This window comes from Hydrogeniiclostridium mannosilyticum, from assembly GCF_003268275.1.
Lineage (GTDB): Bacteria > Bacillota > Clostridia > Oscillospirales > Acutalibacteraceae > Hydrogeniiclostridium > Hydrogeniiclostridium mannosilyticum.
Window position 1 is genome coordinate 1 of the sequence record NZ_QLYR01000009.1, and the last position, 15,623, is coordinate 15,623.

A 15,623-nucleotide genomic window follows, 5' to 3' on the forward strand; every position below is an offset into this window, starting at 1 on the left:
CGGCATACCTCCGGCGGATGAATGAAAAGATTGACCGGTTGGAGGGGTATTCCCACAATGATTATATGAACACCTTAAAGCTCACCATTATGAGCGAGGAAATCCCCCTGGAGGAGCGGTTAATCGCGGGTGAGAAATATGTGCAGGAGGGCGGAAACGGGGCAATAAAGGCCAAATACCGCCTTTTGCAGGAGGAATATGAGAAAAGAAACGGAGGCTATCAGCATGGATGAGTTTTTCAGCTGGCAAATGCTGGCGACATTCGCGGGAGCAACCGCGGCAACGGGGATTTTGACCCAGTTTCTCAAGAATCTAATCCCGAAGCTGCCAACACAATGGCTCAGCTACCTATTGGCGCTGGTGCTTCTGTGCGCGGCGACGGCGGCAATCGGAGACTTTACAGAGTGGACATCCTGGGCAATCCTGCCGCTGAATGCGGCGCTGGTAAGCATGGCGAGCAACGGCGCATTTGCGGCTGTCAAGCGTGCGGCGGAAGGCAAGGGCAAAACAGAATAGATAGAAAGAGAGCCCCGGAGTGATCCGGGGCTTTTTGTTTTTTAAGAGCTGTTTCCGTGTTGCATTTCATGTTGCATACACCCCTAATGTGTTGCATTTTTACCCCATTTTGATAGATTTTTACCATATCATTTTCCTGCTCAAGGTATCAAAAAACCCGCATGGTTACTGAATAAATCAGTACTCATGCGAGTTCTATTATTGGTGGACGATACAGGACTTGAACCTGTGACCCTTCGCACGTCAAGCGAATGCTCTAGCCAGCTGAGCTAATCGTCCGTTTAAACAGCTTGTCTCTTAAGCGCTTTGTTATTATAGCGTATTTAAAAAGAAATTGCAAGGCATTTTAAAAAAATTTTTCTTTGGGCACGGCTTAAGCAGGCCCATAAAGGGTGACTGCGGCTTGCAAATAGACGGAAATCCTTTTATAATAAAATAAATCGTATTATTTGGCGGTATAGTAATATTTAATTGGATTATAATGATGGAAGGGGCTGAATCAGTATGCCAGTAGGTTTGGTGTTGGAAGGCGGCGGTACGCGCGGCGCCTACACAAGCGGGGTGTTGGACGTTTTGCTGGAGCAGAATTTTGAGTTTCCTACGGTATATGGAATTTCCGCAGGTGCGTGCAATGCCCTGAGCTTTATCTCAAAGCAGCAGCGCAGAAATTATGAAATATTCTACCGCTATATCCGGGATGAACGGTATATCAGTATTGCCAGCCTTTACCGGACGGGCTCGCTGTTTGGCTTTGATTTTATTTTCGGGGAGCTGTTTCACAACCTGCTGCCCTTTGATTATAAGGCCTTTTTCAATTCGCCGGTTCAGCTAAAGGCAGGCGCTACCGACTTGAACACCGGCCGTACGGTCTTTTTTTCAAAAGAGGAGTTTGACGAGGCGCTTACTCCGGTACGGGCAAGCAGTTCCCTGCCGTTTGTTTCTCCAATTGTCGAATATAAGGGGTACAAGCTGCTGGACGGCGGCTGTGCAACGCCCATTCCGGTCGAGCAGTCCATTGCGGACGGAAATCGGAAAAATGTAATTGTATTGACCCGGGACGCTACTTACCGCAAGCGGTCCCGTTCGGACTTTCCCAGGGCAGTGCTGCGGGTAAAATATGGAGATTACCCGGAATTTGTTCAAACCATGATGGCCCGCAGTGAAGAATACAATCGGGAGAGCGAGTTTTGCCGTAAGCTGGAGAAATCCGGCGAGGCGCTGATCATCCGGCCCAGCCGCCCGATTTTGCTGAGCCGCTATGAGAAGGACCCTGAAAAGCTGAGGGAGATTTATGAGATGGGCGTCTGCGATTGCTTTGAGAAGCTGCCCGCCCTGCGCGCGTTTATGAAGGAACCATGCTAGTGTTTTAGTTCTATTTAAGCGGGCGGCAGCCTATATTTGGGTTAAGAAATAGGCGGGGGAGGAGCTTGCGTGCGCCAGGTACCATGTGATGAACTGCTGAATATGGCAATGAATATCGGCTATCAGTTGCTTATAAACGGAGCCGAAATATACCGGGTGGAAGAGTCGATACAGCGTATTCTGGCGGCTTATGATATGCGGGATTGCGATATCTTCGCGGTTCCCAGCTGTATTTTTGTAACCGTCAACACGCCGGAGGGGCATCCCTTTACAAAGCTGAAGCGTGTACCGAGCCAGACGGTCAACCTGGACCGGCTCGAAAGAATAAACGACCTGTGCCGGCGGATTTGCAGGGATAAACCGGAGGTCAGGCAAGCTGACCGGGAGGTTCGCGTGCTTGCGCGCCGCCCGTCTTATCGCTTTGCCGTGCAAATTGCTGCCTATGCGCTGATTTCCTTTTCCTTCACGCTTTTCTTTGGCGGAAAGCTGGCCGATGCCGCCTGCGCATTCGTCTGCGGCGCCGTAATAAAGCTGATTTGCCATGGAATGGGCCGCCTGAAGGGCAATGCCTTTTTTACCGATATTTTGGCAAGCGCGGCGGTAGTGCTGCTGGCGGCATTGATGGCAAGGGCCGGCCTTGCGCCAAATTCTGACAAAGTGATTATCGGGGCGCTGATGACATTGGTGCCGGGGATTATGATTACCACCTTTATGCGCGACATTATGGCGGGCGATGTATTGGCCGGGTTGATCCGTTTTGTAGAGAGCCTGCTGGTCGCGGCGGCAATCGCCATTGGAGCCGGCGCTGCCCTGGTTGTTCCCCGGCTTTTATTTGGGGTATGAGGGGCTGTGCGCCGTCATGCTTTGGGCGGAAAGAGGGGGGAAGCTTGTGGCATACTTTCAGTGTTTATATGCCTTTGTCGCCTGTTTTGCTTTTTGTATTGTCTTTAATGTCCGGGGGAAGGCGCTGTTTTTTATGCCGCTCGGCGGTGCGTTTGGCTGGGCGGTATATCTCCTTTGCACACCGCTGCAAAGCGAGCTGCTTCAATATTTTTTGGGTACGCTGGCGCTTTCTACCTATGCTGAGGTTATGGCCAGGGCACATAAGGCGCCGGCAACCGGTTACCTGCTGGTAGCCTTGCTGCCAATGGTGCCCGGGGGCGGAATCTATTATACAATGGAGTACGGAATAACAGGTAACACGGAAATGTTTCTCGAAACCGGCATGCATACCCTCGGTATAGCCGGTGCGCTGGCGATGGGAGTGCTTTTGGTTTCCTCCTGCATGCGGATGTGGAATGTATTCCGGGGCAGGGCGAAGTACGGCCGGCGGCAGCGTTGAGACCCTGCGCATAGGCCAGGGCTAAAAAGGCGGGGGAATATTCCGGATGGCGGCGTTTGGCAGGAGGATGAGGTCTGTGCCACTTATCAGGCTTGTGTAAACGACGACAGCCTTATGGCATATCTTAGTGAAAAAATTCGAGCGTTTTAACAGGATATTGGGCTGCTTTACATAAATTTGAAGCACAAAACAGGAAAAGCGCCAATACTTGGAAATGCCCGGTTTCCATAAAGCGGTACTTGCTTTTTAACTAAAAATAGGCTATAATAGGGTCACGATTCAAAGAGGTTAGCTGCTTAATGTGAAATTGGAGATATATATTTTGAATTTGTTTTTTACGAAAAGGCCGGATAAAAGGCCTTTATTTCAATTTGCCCATGAAAGGAGTGGTTGGTATTAACCGTCTGCAAATGACAGATGAACGGATTCTGGCGTTTATCCAGCGCAATTTCCGTTGCCGGTTTTTAGATATTATTATGCCGATCATTTCGGCTATGGGCAATGTCGGCGGAGTTTGGCTGGCAACCGGCATCGCTTTTTGCATTTCAAAAACCTACCGCTATTACGGCTTTATCCTGGTTGGTACTCTGTTGTTGTGCGGCTTGGTCGGAAATTTGAGCCTGAAGCCGCTGGTGGCTCGTGCGCGCCCCTGCCACCGGTACCCGGATTACCCGCTCCTGATTACCCGCCCGAAGGATTATTCCTTTCCATCCTGTCATACGCTGGCCTCGTTTGCCTCTATGATGGTGATTTGGGCGGCAAATCCAATTTTTGGCGTTTTCGCCCTTTTTATGGCAATTTTAATTGCCTTTTCCAGAATGTACCTTTTTGTTCACTACCCCAGCGATATTTTGGCAGCAATGGTTATGGGTGTGCTGATGCCCTGGTCCTTTCTTCTGATTCTGGCCCGCTTATATCCGTTTTTCAAAAGGCTGTCCAGGCAGTAGATTAAGTTTAAACGCAGGCCGTGGAGAAATCCACGGCTTTTTGTTTGTGGGAAAGACGCACAGGTTATTCCCTAACGGTTTGAATTATGTTATAATAAAATGGCTATGTGTCTGACGATCTGCTTTACGTCAACAGATTTTTAAAATTTAAGGACACAGTTCGTTTCCTGTTTATAAAGATAGGTGAATTTATGATTATATTGGGCATTGACCCTGGCTACGCAATTGTGGGCTATGGTGTGCTGCGGTCGGAACGAGGCCGATACGAGCCGCTGGAATACGGGGCTGTAGTAACCAAGGCAGAGGAGGATTTCAGCCGCAGGCTGGAAATTATTTATGACCGCATCTACGAAATTTCAACGCGGTGGCAGCCGCAGGCGCTCAGCATCGAAAAGCTGTATTTTCAAAACAACCAGAAAACAGCAATCGGTGTGGCAGAAGCCCGGGGAGTGATCCTGCTGGCCGTCAAAAAGGCCGGGATCCCGATTTTTGAGTATACGCCGCTTCAGGTCAAACAGGCTGTTACGGGCTATGGGCAGGCAAAAAAGCCGCAGGTTATGGAAATGACACGCCGGCTGCTCTGCCTGCGTGAGACGCCGAAGCCGGATGATACTGCGGATGCGTTGGCGCTGGCTATTTGCCACGGGCAGGCATCGGGTAGTTTGCTGCGTCAGAGACTACTGCAGAAAAGTCCGTAATAGGCGTAAAAATATTCATTTTTTAATACTATTAGCAATGCATTTTCTACATTATACTAAATGTTTTTACGCTTGACCCTTGTCACGCCATCTTTTGCGTGTGGTAAATATGGGTCCTGTGTGGCAAGGGCTTTCGGTCAAAAGACAAGTTTTTATATCATAATATTCGGGGGCGAATCATTTGTTATATAGTGTAAGAGGAAAGCTGATGGCTGCAGAACCGAACCTTGTTGTTGTGGAGTGCGGCGGGGTTGGTTTTAAGTGTATGACGACGCTGGGTACGCAGCGGCAGCTTCCGGCTGTAGGCAGCGAGGTCCAGCTTTTTACACATTTGAATGTACGCGAAGACGCCATGGATCTGTTTGGTTTTTACACGAAAACAGAGTTAAACTGTTTTCGCATGCTTACCGCTGTTTCGGGCGTCGGTCCCAAGGTGGGGCTGGCAATCCTGAGCGAGCTGACCCCGGAGCAGGTGGCAATGGCGGTGGCCTGCGGGGATAGTAAATCCCTTTCCAGGGCGAGCGGTGTCGGGCCGAAGCTGGCGCAGCGCATTGCGCTGGAGCTAAAGGACAAGGTGAAGAAAATGGATGCCGCCGGGGCGGCTGATTTATCCGCGGCTCCAGGGGGCGTACCGTCCGCGGCCGGTAATGCGGCTAACGCGGTCAACGCCTTGGCGGTGCTGGGCTATGCGCCGGCAGAGGCTGCCGCGGTGGTAGCCCGCTTTGACAGCTCGCTGCCCACAGAGGAATTGATCCGGCTCTCATTAAAGGCAATGGCAAGCCGTTTCTAACAGAAGCTTCGCGGACCTCGAGCAGGGCTGGGATGGAGGAGGCATGGGTAAAATAATGCGAAGGAGACGGCCTGAGGAGAACGAGCCGGAGCAAAACGGCGGCGCCGGAAGAACGCTGCGGAGTATCGTCCTTATGCTTCTTGCTGCGGTGGCAATGGCTTTTTTGGCCGGGAATTTTGTGGTGATGAACGCACAGGTGCCGACGGCCTCTATGGAAAATACGATTTGCATCGGGGACCGGATTGTCGCTTTGCGGCCCGCCTATCTGTTCAGTGAGCCCGAGCGGGGAGATATCATTGTATTTCCCTGCCCGGACGACGAAAGCCAGTACTATGTAAAGCGCATCATTGCCCTTCCCGGGGAGACGGTGGAAATTCGTGAGGGGAAGGTTTATATCGACGGCGCTGAGGAACCGCTCCGGGAAACGTATTTAAAGGAGGAGCCCTACGGTGCTGCCGGTCCGTTTGAGGTGCCGGAGAAGGCTTATTTTGTCATGGGCGATAACCGAAATAGTTCGCTGGATTCCCGGTATTGGACCCATAAATTTGTGCCTCGGGAGGATATCCTCGGCAAGGTGTTTTTAAGATATTACCCCGATATAGCGTGGATTGCATAGAGTACAGGAGGGAAAACCTTGGATTACGAAAATGAGATGGACCTGGAAAACCGGATTGTCGCGCCGGAATATTCGCCCGAGGATGCGGAGTCGGAGAACCCGCTCCGTCCGAAATCCCTTTCGGAATATATCGGCCAGGATAAAGCCAAGGAAAATCTGGCCGTGTTCATAGAGGCGGCGCGCCAGCGGCAGGAAAGCCTGGACCATGTGCTACTTTACGGCCCGCCGGGGCTTGGCAAAACGACGCTTGCCGGCATTATTGCCAATGAACTGGGGGTTAACCTGCGCATTACATCCGGGCCTGCCATTGAAAAGCCGGGGGACCTTGCGGCGCTGCTGACCAATTTAAACCCAGGGGATGTGCTCTTTATCGATGAGGTGCACCGCTTGTCCCGCAGTGTGGAAGAAATTCTTTACCCGGCTATGGAGGATTTCGCGCTGGACATCATCACGGGCAAGGGGCAGATGGCGGCCTCCTACCATCTGCCGCTGCCGCATTTTACCCTGGTGGGCGCCACCACGCGTGCGGGCCAGCTCTCCGCGCCGCTGCGCGACCGCTTTGGGGTTGTCCTGCGGCTGGAAATGTACTCGCCGCAGGAGCTTGCGAAAATTGTCACGCGCAGCGCGCGTATTTTAGACATTCCCATTGAGGCCGGCGGCGCGCTGGAGGTAGCCTCCCGCTCCAGAGGCACGCCGCGAATTGCCAACCGGCTGCTTAAACGGGTGCGGGACTTTGCGCAGGTCATCAGCAACGGCGTCATCACCTATGAAAGCGCCAAGATTGGCCTGGACCGCCTGGAGATCGACGAGCTGGGCCTGGACGCCAACGACCGGCGTATGCTGGCCACCCTGATCAAATTTTACAGGGGCGGGCCGGTGGGCCTGGAGACACTGGCGGCGGCAATCGGGGAGGAGGCCGTGACCATCGAGGATGTTTACGAGCCCTATCTTATGCAGATCGGCTTTTTAAACCGTACGCCGAGAGGGCGCTGCGCCACGCATGCCGCCTACCTGCATCTAGGCTTGGACCCGGCCGAGGGAATGCCGGCGGCGCAGCAAAAATTATTTTAAAAAACAGATATTTATTCAAATTTTTCTGATATACTAAATTAGATATGAAATTAATCTTTAAGCGGGAGACGCACATATATTTTTAATTTTAGGAGTGTTGTTTACATATGGGCAGACTTTTTGGAACCGATGGCGTAAGAGGCGTTGCCAACAGCGAACTGACCTGTGAAATGGCCATGCGCATTGGGCGGGCCGCCGCAATGGTGCTGACGGATAGCAACCATCGCCACCCCAAGGTGTTGATTGGCAAGGATACGCGCCTTTCCTCCGACATGCTGGAGGCCGCCATTACGGCGGGGCTCTGCAGCGTGGGGGCCAATGTAGTACAGCTTGGCGTGGTGCCGACCCCGGCAGTTGCCTTTTTGGTGGGAAAATATAAAGCCGATGCAGGCGTGATGCTGACCGCATCCCATAATCCCTGCGAATTTAACGGCATTAAAATATTCAGCGGCGACGGCTATAAGCTCCCCGATGCACTGGAGGAACAGATTGAAGCGATTGTGCTGGATCATGTTGCGGATCCACCGGTGCCCATTGCGGGGGACCTCGGCAGCGTGGCCGCTGCGCCGGATGTTGTGCGCGATTACGTCAACCACATCAAGAGTACGGTGGCCTTTTCCCTGGACGGTATGCGGGTTGGAATCGACTGTGCCAACGGTTCTGCGTGCAGAACGGCGGAGCTGCTCTTTACGGAGCTGGGCGCTGAGTGCCACATGATGGCAAACCAACCCAACGGCGTCAATGTGAATGATGATTGCGGCTCTACGCACATGGAGGCGCTGATGAGCTTCGTGCGTGAGAATAAGCTGGATGCCGGGATTGCTTTTGACGGGGATGCCGACCGCTGCCTGGCGGTGGATGAAAACGGCGACCTGGTGGACGGCGATTTTATCATGGCTATTTGCGCCGCGGATATGAAGTCGCGTGGCAAGCTGGAAAAAAATACCGCTGTCGGCACCATTATGACGAATATGGGCTTTACTAAGTTCTGCGATGACAATGAAATACATTTTGAGGCCACTAAAGTGGGTGACCGCTACGTGCTGGAGGAAATGCTGCTGGAGGGGTATAATTTCGGCGGCGAGCAGAGCGGCCATGTCATTTTCCTGGATTTCTCCACCACAGGGGATGGGCAGCTGACGGCCGCGCAGCTCCTGAGTATTTTGCACCGCAGAAACGCTCAGCTCTCCAGCCTGGCGACGCTGATGACCCGTTACCCGCAGGTGATGGTCAACATTCAGGTTGCGCCGGACGGAAAGCTGCGTTTTTACACCGATACCGCGGTCAAAGAGGCCATAGAGCGCGCCAAGGAAAAGCTGGGTAAAAACGGCCGGATCGTTGTCCGCCCCTCGGGTACGGAGCCGCTGCTGCGCGTAATGCTGGAGGGCGAGGATGCCGATTACATCGCGGCACTGGCGGAGACGGTGGCAAACGTCATTCGCGAGCGTTTGGCCTGACCCCCCGGAGGAAATGAGATGAGAACTGCCCTCTGGAAGGATTATGAGCTGGTGGATACCGCTGCGGGCGAGCGGCTGGAGCGCTGGGGAAAAGTGCTCTTAATTCGCCCCGACCCGCAGATTATATGGGAGACTCCAAGGGAAAACGCAGGCTGGAAAAAGGCGGATGCCCGCTATCTGCGCTCCTCCTCCGGCGGCGGCCATTGGGAGGAATGGCGCAAGCTTCCGCCTGTCTGGCAGGTTTCCTATGGGGAACTGACCTTTCGCATCAAAGCCATGGGCTTTAAGCATACCGGGCTTTTCCCTGAACAGGCTGTCAACTGGGATTTTGTCCAAAAAAAAATCCGCACAGCCGGCAGGCCGGTAAAGGTGCTGAACCTTTTCGGCTATACCGGCGCGGCAACGCTTGCCTGTGCGGCGGCGGGCGCGCAGGTGTGCCATGTGGATGCCAGCAAGGGCATGGTAGCCTGGGCGCGTGAAAACGCCCAGGCCTCCGGCCTGGCGGACAAGCCTGTGCGCTGGATTGTGGACGATTGCCTGAAATTTGTACTCAGAGAGCAGCGGCGCGGTAATTTTTATGACGGAATTATTATGGACCCGCCCTCCTACGGGCGCGGCCCGAACGGCGAGGTCTGGAAGCTGGAGGAACAGCTCTATGGGCTGGTGCAGGAGTGCGCGGCTATTTTAAGCAAGCAGCCCCTGTTCTTTTTGCTCAATTCCTACACAACCGGGCTGTCGCCCGCCGTAATGGCATATCTGCTTGGCGTGCTGCTGCAGAAGAAATACGGAGGCGCCGTTTCAGCCGGTGAAATAGGGCTGCCGGTGACGGAGAGCGGACTGGTGCTTCCCTGTGGAAGCACGGCGGTCTGGGAAGAATAAGGATGGGGTGGTTGAGTGCCGATGGGATACATACAGGCGGAAAAGGTTGAATTTTCTTACGACGGGGACGAGGGGGAAAGCGTGAAAAAGGTCCTCCGCGGTATCTCTATGGAAATTCAGAGGGGAGAATTTGTCGCGCTGCTGGGCCATAATGGTTCAGGAAAATCGACAATGGCGAAAATGTTCAATGCCATGCTGTTGCCTTCTCAGGGTAAGGTGTTTATCGACGGCCTGGATACCGTTGACGAGCAGGTGCTCTATGAGATTCGCCGGCGCGTGGGGCTGGTGCTGCAAAACCCGGACAACCAGCTGGTGGCGAGCGTTGTAGAGGAGGACGTGGCATTCGGTCCGGAAAACCTGGGGGTTCCGCCGGCGGAAATCCGGGAACGGGTGGACGCGGCCTTGAAGGCCGTTGAAATGTATGATTTTCGCCTGAACGCGCCCTATAAGCTGTCGGGCGGTCAGAAGCAGCGCATTGCCATAGCGGGTATTATTGCGATGGAGCCGGACTGCATCGTGTTGGACGAGCCTACAGCCATGCTGGACCCGCGTGGCCGTACGGAAGTGCTCAATACCATTCACCGGTTGAACCAGGAAAAAGGCATCACCATTGTGCTCATCACCCACTATATGGACGAGGCCGTGGAAGCGGACCGGGTCATTGTAATGGACAGCGGCGAAATTCTGACGCAGGGGACGCCGCGAGAGGTCTTTTCCCAGGTTGAGCTGCTAAAACGGCATAAGCTGGATGTACCGCAGGCGACGGAACTGCTGTACCAGCTGCAGCAGGCGGGAGCCGCCATCGACGGGTGCGCGCTGAATATAGAAGAATGTGTGGAAACGCTGGAGGGGCTGGCTGCCTCCCGGCAGTAATCCCGCAAAAATGGAAGCAGGAGAACAAGAATGGCAGTTATCGAAACAAAGAACCTGACCTATACCTACGGAGAGGGAACGCCCTTTGTCAAGACCGCCGTCGACAATGTCAGCCTCAGTATTGAGGAGGGCGAATTCGTCGGCCTAATTGGGCACACCGGCTCCGGAAAATCAACCCTGATTCAGACCCTAAACGGCCTTTTAAAGCCGACCTCTGGGCAGGTGCTGCTGAAAGGCAAGGATATCTGGGAGGAGCCGAAAAAGATTCGCGCTGTGCGCTTTCAGGTGGGCATGGTTTTTCAGTATCCGGAGCATCAGCTCTTTGAGGAAACCGTTCTGAAGGATATTTCCTTTGGTCCGCGCAACATGGGCTTGAGCGACCAGGAAATTGAGGAGAAAGCCCGCCAGGCGGCACAGTTTGTCGGTCTGACGGAAGATTTTCTCGAAAAGAGCCCCTTTGAGCTGTCTGGCGGTGAGAAACGCCGGGTGGCTATTGCGGGGGTCATTGCCATGGACCCGGATGTGCTGATATTGGATGAGCCGACGGCGGGCCTGGATCCACGCGGCCGGGACAAGCTCCTTTCCCAGATTGTGGATTACCACAAAAAGCGGGGAAACACCGTTATTTTGGTCTCTCACAGCATGGAAGACATCGCCAAAACTGCAGACCGTGTGCTGGTAATGGATGATTCGCGTGAAGCGATGTTTGACTCCACCCGGGCTGTTTTTGCACGGGGGGATGAACTGGAGCAAATGGGGCTGCGCGTACCGCAGATCACGAAAATTATGTCGGTGCTGAAGGAAAAGGGCTGGCCGGTGGACCCCGTTTTAACGGTGGAGCAGGCAGTGCGCCAGCTTTTGCCTCTGCTGCAGAAGGGAGGAGCCTGATTTGGTCAGAGACATTGCGTTCGGGCAGTATATTCCCGGTAAATCGCTTATTCATCGAATGGATCCCCGGGTTAAAATTGCCCTGACCTTCCTGTGGATTGTGTTTCTCTTTGTGGCGCAGAATTTTGCCTCGCTCCTGTTGATGGTCGCGGCCGTGCTGGCGGTAATGCTCCTTTCCGGCGTGCCGGTCCGGCTGTATTTGAAGAGCATGAAAGCCATTCTGTTCATTGTGGTGCTGACGTCGGTTTTAAATCTTTTTTACGGCGGGGGAAGAACCCTGGTACAGCTGGGGCCGCTGGCGATTACCACCGGCGGCGTCAATAACGCAATTTTTATCACGGTTAGAATTGCAAGCTTAATTCTGCTGAGCTCGGCGCTGACCTTTACAACGTCGCCAACGGCCTTGACAGACGCCCTGGAACGGCTGATGAAGCCGCTGAAGGTGCTGCATGTCCAGGTGCATGAAATTGCTATGATGATGACCATCGCGCTGCGTTTTGTGCCGACACTGCTGGAGGAAACCGATAAGATCATGAGCGCGCAGAAGGCCCGCGGGGCAGACATGGAAAGCGGCGGGTTGATGCAGCGCGTCAAGGCGCTGGTTCCGGTTCTCGTTCCGCTGTTTGTCTCGGCGTTCCGCCGGGCCTATGACCTGGCTATGGCCATGGAGTGCCGCTGCTACCATGGCGGAAAGGGCCGCACCAAAATGAAAGTTTTGCACATTGCCGGCGGGGATATTGTGATGCTGGGCGTAGGAATTGCCTGCTGCACCGCTGTAATCCTCTGTAATATTTTCGTGCCATTTACATTGCTGTAACGTTTTATAAAAAAAGTCGATGTTTTAATGGAAGGCGGGTGGAAAGATGAGAAATTTATTGCTGACGCTCTGCTATGACGGCTCTGCCTACCATGGCTGGCAGGTACAGAGAAACGCGGTCAGCGTACAGCAGGTTTTTCAGCAGGCGCTGGAAAAGGTGACCGGCACACGCCCGGATGTCAAAGGATGCAGCCGAACAGACACCGGCGTTCATGCCCGCAGGTTTTGCTGCAGCTTCCACACGGAGCACACTATTCCGCCCGAACGCCTGGTTGCCGCGCTGAACCACTTTCTTCCACGTGATGTTTCCGTGCTCGCCTGCCGGGAGGTGCCGGCGGACTTTCACGCCCGCTATTCCTGCAGGGGCAAAGAATATGAATATCAAATTTGGAACCACCCGGTGCGCAACCCGTTTTTACGGGATCGGGCGCTCCATTATTATTACAGCCTGGATTTGGATCGCCTGAATGCGGCGGCGGGCGCTTTTGTCGGCCGCCATAATTTTACTTCGTTCTGTTCTGCGGATGCGCGGGTAAAAGGGGATTTGAGCCGGACCATCACCTGCTCCCAGTGGCGGCGGGAGGGCGACCTTGTCGTCTACCGTGTTTCAGCGGATGGGTTCCTCTATAATATGGTGCGCATCCTGGTCGGTACCCAGCTCTGGGTAGCTGCCGGGAAATTGGCGGCATCGGATATGCATGGGATTTTATCCGCAGAGGACCGCAACGCCGCCGGCCCTACAGCCCCGGCGGCCGGGCTTTATTTAAACCGTGTTTTTTATGACAGCGAGGATGTGAACCAATGAGGCGCAAAAAAAGGGGAAGCCACTTCGACCTGCCGGAGGATGAGGCGGATATTCAGGTCAACCCCGACCAGGCAGGTGAAGCCGCCGGCGTAAGCCCGCCCGGTAACAGCCGGAGGAAGAAGAAAAAACGGATTCCCGGCTGGGTTTACAGGGTTATTGTAATCTTGGCGGTTGCAGCGCTGGGCGTGGTGGTTTGGTTTAACCGCGATAATCTAACGCTGGAGAAAATCTCGCTTTGGATTCAGGAAAAGGTGGTTGGCTCCGGAATCGGAGACGGTTATCCCTATGCGATTGATAACGGAGAAATCGCGGTGAAAAATTTTGGCGCTTGGGGGCAGGATTCGGTTTTTGTCAGCGACTCGTACCTGACGGTGCTGAATGCGACGGCGAAAGAAGTCGTAAGCCGCCAGCACAGCTTTGGCAGCCCGGTGCTAAAAACAGCGGGGGACAAGGCCCTTATCTATAACCTGGGCGGCACGGGCTATCAAATCGAGGCATATGCAAGCACGGTTCGCAAGGAGAGTGCCGAAGCTAAAATTCTGGCGGGTGCGCTGGCGGCAAACGGCAGCTATGCGTTGCTGACAGAGGGCGAGGGCTGTTACGGGCAGCTGATGGTATATACCGCTCAAAATGAGGAAAAATTTCTTTATCGTTTTTCAAAGTATTATCCGACCTCGGTCTCCTTAAACGCGGCGGCTACGGAGGCGCTGGTCACGGCTGTCTCGGCTCAGGACGGGGGACTTGTCTCGGTTGTTTATAAGCTGGATTTAAGCCAGGAAGGAGAGGCTCAGCCGGTTGCGGAATATTCGGAAAATTTATTGTTTGATTCCTTCTTTTACGCTGATGGAAGCGGGGCCGCGGTCGGGGATGCGGGCGCAGTGCTGTTGGATACGGCCGGCAAGGCTGAAAAATTTGATTATCAGGGCGCGGAGCTTACTTCATATACTGGAAAAGACGGCTTGACGGCCTTCTGCCTTTCCCCCTATGAGAACGCGGCCTCGGGCGAGCTGGTAATTTTATCGGGCAGTGGGCAAAAGGCGTTTTCCGTTGAGCTGCAGGCGGTGTTGAAATCGGTTTCCATTTTCGGTAACACGGTTGCGGTTTTGGGCGGCGGCGAGGTGCGCGCCTACTCTATAGCGGAGGGAACGGCGCTTAGTACAGCAGAGGCCGGGAGTGACAGCCGTGCGGTCGCCTTGCTGGACGAAAGCAACGCCTATGTGCTGGCTATGTCGGAGATTCGCCGCCTAGAGCTGGCGGCAGCGGAGTGACATGGCTTGTATGTCTGCTTCATTTATGCTATGCTTAAAAGAATGAATTACACATATGATTTTGCCGGTGCGGAGGCCCTGCGGCCCGTTGGTAACCGGAGAGCGCTGTTCTGGAGGATAAAAAGGAGGGGAGCCGTTTGGGAACAATTATTGATGTTGTTTTAATAGCGGTCGTGGTTTTATTTATTATCGTGGGCTTTAAAAGGGGCGTTGTGCGTTCGTTGGTAGAGTTTATAGGCTCGTTGTTCGCCTTGGTAGTTTCCGCGATGTTTTCCGGCTGGATTGCAGATTCCATTTGCAATATTTTGGAAAAGAACCGCGATTTTTCTATGTGGGAATATGCGGGCATCCGTATATTGGCGGTGATTCTCCTTTTTGCGGTGCTGCATATTGTCGTACAGCTTGCCGCCAAAGCGCTCGATACCGTTTTTCACCTGCCGGTGCTGAGCCAGGTCAACGCGGTGCTGGGAGCTGTGTGCGGTTTACTGCAGGGTCTGGTGCTGGCCTTTGTGCTGTGTGCAGTACTGCAGCTGGCGGGCCCTTATATAGAAATAAACGGGCACGCGCTTTCAGACGAGACGCTTGCCCAATCCTATCTTTATGGCACTGTTTATAGCAACAGCCCTGCTGCCGGTTGGTTTGAACAGGCAGAAAATTGGCTGTAAAGGAGAATGAAAATGAAAGAGTGGAATAAGAATATTACTATTCCCAATCTGCTGTCCGTTCTTCGAATCCTGTTGATTCTTCCATTCGTTTATTTTTTTATGACGGGCAATGTATTGCTGGCGGGACTCATGCTGGCGCTTTCCGGCCTTTCCGACTTGTTTGACGGCATGATCGCGCGGAAGTTTAACCAGGTAACCGACCTGGGTAAAATGCTGGACCCTGTGGCAGATAAGCTGACACAGGGCACGGTGGCAATCTGTCTGGCTATTTGGGAGCCGGTCCTGCTGCCGATTTTGGCTATCTTTATCGTCAAAGAGCTTGCCATGCTGGCAGGCGGCATTTATTTAGTGTTAAAAAGAAAAAAACGGCCAACAGCTGCAAAATGGTATGGAAAGGTCGGCACGGCTCTGTTTTATCTTTCCTTTACCGCCATTGTGGCTATGCGCTTTTTTAATATTGACAACCTGGCCGTAACCATTATACTTTTGGCTGTAACGGCGGCCTTTATGGTTTACGCCTTTTATGAGTACTTTAAAATTTTTCGCCGTCTTTTAAGCTCGACGGATCCTGCGGACCGAATTGACCTGCGCGGCGGATCAGAAACAAACAGCGACAATTGAAAGAAGGG

Annotated in this window: 19 protein-coding genes and 1 tRNA gene; 19 read left to right on the forward strand and 1 reads right to left on the reverse strand. The window is 53.5% G+C overall.

The genetic code is table 11. The annotated features are described in order from the left end of the window. Nucleotides 1–233: hypothetical protein (locus DPQ25_RS11255; protein WP_207657312.1), on the forward strand; the 233-nt coding region annotated here is incomplete at its 5' end. Continuing rightward, nucleotides 199–516, forward strand: coding sequence for a hypothetical protein (locus DPQ25_RS11260; protein ID WP_146740559.1), 318 nt, complete (start codon nucleotides 199–201; stop codon nucleotides 514–516). The genes DPQ25_RS11255 and DPQ25_RS11260, both read left to right, overlap by 35 nt. A 202-nt stretch (nucleotides 517–718) precedes the next feature. Here the strand turns inward: DPQ25_RS11260 and DPQ25_RS11265 are convergent. Then, nucleotides 719–795 (reverse strand) — tRNA-Val (locus tag DPQ25_RS11265). Between the two features lie 225 nt (nucleotides 796–1,020). Here DPQ25_RS11265 and DPQ25_RS11270 point away from each other — a divergent pair. From DPQ25_RS11270 to DPQ25_RS11350, 17 genes are all read left to right on the forward strand, one after another. Beyond that, a complete protein-coding gene (locus DPQ25_RS11270) occupies nucleotides 1,021–1,878 on the forward strand; it encodes a patatin-like phospholipase family protein (protein ID WP_112333285.1) in 858 nt (285 codons plus the stop codon). Nucleotides 1,879–1,947: 69 nt separating this feature from the next. Continuing rightward, nucleotides 1,948–2,721: a threonine/serine exporter family protein gene (locus DPQ25_RS11275; RefSeq protein WP_112333286.1), complete on the forward strand. Its 774-nt coding sequence runs from the start codon at nucleotides 1,948–1,950 to the stop codon at nucleotides 2,719–2,721. 46 nt (nucleotides 2,722–2,767) lie between these two features. Further along, nucleotides 2,768–3,220, forward strand: a complete 453-nt coding sequence (locus DPQ25_RS11280; RefSeq protein ID WP_242978317.1) for a threonine/serine exporter family protein — start codon at nucleotides 2,768–2,770, stop codon at nucleotides 3,218–3,220. A 377-nt stretch (nucleotides 3,221–3,597) separates the two neighbouring features. Next, nucleotides 3,598–4,167 carry a phosphatase PAP2 family protein gene (locus tag DPQ25_RS11285; RefSeq protein ID WP_242978324.1) on the forward strand — a complete coding sequence of 190 codons (570 nt, stop codon included), beginning with the start codon at nucleotides 3,598–3,600 and terminating at the stop codon, nucleotides 4,165–4,167. A 191-nt stretch (nucleotides 4,168–4,358) separates the two neighbouring features. After that, complete coding sequence (gene ruvC, locus DPQ25_RS11290) at nucleotides 4,359–4,865, forward strand: crossover junction endodeoxyribonuclease RuvC (RefSeq protein WP_112333288.1); 507 nt, start codon at nucleotides 4,359–4,361, stop codon at nucleotides 4,863–4,865. A 181-nt stretch (nucleotides 4,866–5,046) separates the two neighbouring features. Then, a complete protein-coding gene (gene ruvA / locus DPQ25_RS11295) occupies nucleotides 5,047–5,655 on the forward strand; it encodes a Holliday junction branch migration protein RuvA (protein WP_112333289.1) in 609 nt (202 codons plus the stop codon). A 55-nt stretch (nucleotides 5,656–5,710) separates the two neighbouring features. After that, nucleotides 5,711–6,271 carry a signal peptidase I gene (lepB, locus tag DPQ25_RS11300; RefSeq protein WP_112333290.1) on the forward strand — a complete coding sequence of 187 codons (561 nt, stop codon included), beginning with the start codon at nucleotides 5,711–5,713 and terminating at the stop codon, nucleotides 6,269–6,271. A gap of 36 nt (nucleotides 6,272–6,307) precedes the next feature. Then, a complete protein-coding gene (ruvB, locus tag DPQ25_RS11305; RefSeq protein WP_112333365.1) occupies nucleotides 6,308–7,342 on the forward strand; it encodes a Holliday junction branch migration DNA helicase RuvB in 1,035 nt (344 codons plus the stop codon). Between the two features lie 107 nt (nucleotides 7,343–7,449). Continuing rightward, complete coding sequence (gene glmM, locus DPQ25_RS11310) at nucleotides 7,450–8,799, forward strand: phosphoglucosamine mutase (protein ID WP_112333291.1); 1,350 nt, start codon at nucleotides 7,450–7,452, stop codon at nucleotides 8,797–8,799. A gap of 18 nt (nucleotides 8,800–8,817) precedes the next feature. Then, nucleotides 8,818–9,678 carry a class I SAM-dependent methyltransferase gene (locus DPQ25_RS11315; RefSeq protein ID WP_112333292.1) on the forward strand — a complete coding sequence of 287 codons (861 nt, stop codon included), beginning with the start codon at nucleotides 8,818–8,820 and terminating at the stop codon, nucleotides 9,676–9,678. Nucleotides 9,679–9,699: 21 nt separating this feature from the next. After that, complete coding sequence (locus DPQ25_RS11320) at nucleotides 9,700–10,551, forward strand: energy-coupling factor transporter ATPase (protein WP_112333293.1); 852 nt, start codon at nucleotides 9,700–9,702, stop codon at nucleotides 10,549–10,551. 30 nt (nucleotides 10,552–10,581) lie between these two features. Beyond that, the gene (locus DPQ25_RS11325; protein ID WP_112333294.1) at nucleotides 10,582–11,439 is read left to right on the forward strand and encodes an energy-coupling factor transporter ATPase; all 858 of its coding nucleotides are present in this window, start codon (nucleotides 10,582–10,584) and stop codon (nucleotides 11,437–11,439) included. Between the two features lies 1 nt (nucleotide 11,440). Beyond that, nucleotides 11,441–12,256, forward strand: coding sequence for an energy-coupling factor transporter transmembrane component T family protein (locus DPQ25_RS11330; RefSeq protein WP_112333295.1), 816 nt, complete (start codon nucleotides 11,441–11,443; stop codon nucleotides 12,254–12,256). A gap of 46 nt (nucleotides 12,257–12,302) precedes the next feature. After that, complete coding sequence (gene truA / locus DPQ25_RS11335; RefSeq protein WP_112333296.1) at nucleotides 12,303–13,061, forward strand: tRNA pseudouridine(38-40) synthase TruA; 759 nt, start codon at nucleotides 12,303–12,305, stop codon at nucleotides 13,059–13,061. Next, on the forward strand, nucleotides 13,058–14,329 hold the full coding sequence (locus DPQ25_RS11340; RefSeq protein WP_112333297.1) for a DUF5711 family protein: 1,272 nt from the start codon (nucleotides 13,058–13,060) through the stop codon (nucleotides 14,327–14,329). The genes truA and DPQ25_RS11340 overlap by 4 nt, the downstream gene beginning before the upstream one ends. Before the next feature lie 137 nt (nucleotides 14,330–14,466). Next, complete coding sequence (locus DPQ25_RS11345; RefSeq protein WP_177577027.1) at nucleotides 14,467–14,994, forward strand: CvpA family protein; 528 nt, start codon at nucleotides 14,467–14,469, stop codon at nucleotides 14,992–14,994. A gap of 12 nt (nucleotides 14,995–15,006) precedes the next feature. Further along, on the forward strand, nucleotides 15,007–15,615 hold the full coding sequence (locus DPQ25_RS11350) for a CDP-alcohol phosphatidyltransferase family protein (protein ID WP_112333299.1): 609 nt from the start codon (nucleotides 15,007–15,009) through the stop codon (nucleotides 15,613–15,615). The last annotated feature ends 8 nt before the right edge of the window (nucleotides 15,616–15,623 follow it).